We start from the raw sequence: 2,200 nt of genomic DNA, 5'->3' as shown, positions 1-2,200 counted from the left end.
GGCGGGATGCTTCCGCCGGCCGACGGCGAGCAGACCCCTGCCGCGTAGCATCGTGGCATGGCGGACGACATGCGGGAGGGCCGGGCGCCGTTCCGCCCGCCCGCCGCCGTCGTCCTCGTCGTGCCGGTGGTGCTCTCCTTCCTCGTGCAGGTCCCCGGCACGGCGTTCATCGGGTACGCGTGGGGCGCACCGCACCTCCTCGTCGTGCTGCGCACCCTGCTGGCCGCCGCGGCCGCACTGGTGCTGCTCGCCGCACGGCGCTTCCCGGGGCTTACTGTCGCCGTCACCGCCGCCCTCGCCACCGGATACGTGCTGATCCCGCCCGGGTACGGGCCGCCGATCATCGCCGTCGGGTTCGCGATCATCGGCGCGGTGGTGCGCCAGCGGGTCTGGTGGGCCGTCGCCGCGGTCGCCGCCGGCTGGACGATCGCGATCGGCGTCGCCGCGGCGGGCGGCACGATGTGGCATCCGTTCCCGGTCATCGCGACCACGCTCGCGCTGGCCCTGTGCTTCGCGATCGGCGCCGGCATCCGCTCCCGCGCCCAGCGCGCCGCGGCGTTCCGCGCCCGGATCGACGCCCGGCGCCGGGCGGCCGAGCAGGACGAGCGCACCCGCATCGCACGCGAGCTGCACGACGTGCTCGCGCACTCGCTCAGCCAGATCTCCGTGCAGTCCGGCATGGGCCTGCACCTCTTCGACCGCGACCCGGAGCGGGCGCGCGAGGCGCTGTCGAACATCCGCGGGCTGGCCGCGACCGGGCTCGACGAGGTCCGCGGGGTGCTGTCGTTCCTGCGCGGAGACGACGCCGCGCCGCTGAGCCCCCAGCCGGTGCTCGCGGATGTCGCCGAGCTCACCGCGCGCCGGTCCGGCCTCGGACTGCAGATCGTGCTCGACGACCGGCTCGGCGGCGACGCGCCCGATTCGGCCGTGCAGACGACCGCCTACCGCATCGTGCAGGAGGCGCTGACCAACATCGTCCGCCACTCCGCCGCGGCGACGGCGCGGGTCGTGCTCGATCGCACCGCCGACGCACTCGTCGTCACCGTCACCGATGACGGCACCGGGGCCGGCGATTCCCCCGAAGGTGCCGGCATCCGCGGCATGCGCGAACGCGCCGCTCTCCTCGGCGGGCGCCTCACCGTGGCTCGCGGCGAGGTGCGCGGCACCGTCGTGCACGCCGTGCTCCCCTGGCACCTGGAGACCTCATGATCCGCGTCGCGATCGCCGACGACCACCAGCTCGTGCGCGCCGGGTTCCGGGCGCTGCTCGAGTCCGAGCCCGACATCACCGTCGTCGCCGAGGCGTCCGGCGGCGGCGAGCTGCTGGCGCTGCTGCGCGGCACGCCGGTCGACGTCGCGCTGGTCGACATCCGGATGCCGGACGGCGACGGTCTCTGGGCGACCGAGCAGATCGCCGCGGATGCCGCCCTCGCCGACGTCCGCGTGGTCATCGTGACGACGTTCGAGCTCGACGAGTACGTCATCCGGGCCGTTCGCGCGGGTGCCTCCGGCTTCCTCGTGAAGGACACCGAGCCGACCGACCTCATCCGCGCGGTGCGGGTCGCGGCATCCGGCGACGCCCTGCTGTCCCCCGGCGTCACCAGACGCCTGCTGACGCGTGCGTCCGAGGGCCTGAAGCCCCCGGTGGCGGATGCCCGTCTCGACGTGCTCACCGAGCGCGAGCGCGAGGTGCTGCGCCTGGTCGCGCAGGGTCTCAGCAACGACGAGATCGCCGCGGAGCTGTTCCTCTCGCCGCTCACCGCCAAGACGCACGTCTCCCGGATCATGCAGAAGCTGCAGGCGCGCGATCGGGTGCAGCTGGTGATCCTCGCGTATGAGACCGGCCAGGTGAACCCCGGCTGGCAGTGAGCCTGCTCCCCGGGAAGCAGCGCAGATGACTCCTCCCGGCGGATGCCCCGAGGCTCCGATCGGAGTGTGCTCGAAGGGTCAGATGCGAACGACGCATCGACGTCCGATCGAGGCTGATATGTCCGCTCTCCTGTCCACCGCCCCCGTCGTCGCCCACTGGGCCGGCGGCCCGTTCTTCTTCCCGTGGTTCTTCCTGATCCCCGTCTTCTGGATCGTGCTGATCATCGTCGTCTTCCTGCTGGTCGGGCGCCGCTGGCGCCGGGCGGCCGCGGACGGCTACGGCCCGTGGGGCCAGAACTCGCCGAGCCGTCAGGCCGAGGCGACCCTCGCCG

General features: G+C 73.6%; 3 protein-coding genes. All 3 read left to right on the top strand.

Going from position 1 to position 2,200, the window contains the following annotated elements; all coding sequences use genetic code 11:
* Nucleotides 1-57 precede the first annotated feature (57 nt).
* The gene (locus VJR25_RS04815) at nt 58-1,209 is read left to right on the top strand and encodes a sensor histidine kinase (protein ID WP_324113079.1); all 1,152 of its coding nucleotides are present in this window, start codon (nt 58-60) and stop codon (nt 1,207-1,209) included.
* Nucleotides 1,206-1,868 (top strand): response regulator transcription factor, encoded by a 663-nt coding sequence (locus VJR25_RS04810; RefSeq protein WP_324113077.1) that lies wholly within the window; start codon nt 1,206-1,208, stop codon nt 1,866-1,868. Before VJR25_RS04815 ends, VJR25_RS04810 begins: the two co-directional genes overlap by 4 nt.
* A gap of 118 nt (nt 1,869-1,986) precedes the next feature.
* On the top strand, nt 1,987-2,200 hold a 214-nt coding region (locus VJR25_RS04805; protein WP_324113075.1), incomplete at its 3' end, for a hypothetical protein.

The organism is Microbacterium sp. (assembly GCF_035277845.1).
GTDB lineage: Bacteria > Actinomycetota > Actinomycetes > Actinomycetales > Microbacteriaceae > Microbacterium.
This window is presented reverse-complemented; position numbering and strand designations above follow the sequence as displayed.

What these genes read in the sequence shown, in the direction of transcription:
- VJR25_RS04815 (WP_324113079.1), top strand. Translation starts at nt 58, where the DNA reads ATGGCGGACGACATGCGGGAGGGCCGGGCGCCGTTCCGCCCGCCCGCC.
- VJR25_RS04810 (WP_324113077.1), top strand. Translation starts at nt 1,206, where the DNA reads ATGATCCGCGTCGCGATCGCCGACGACCACCAGCTCGTGCGCGCCGGG.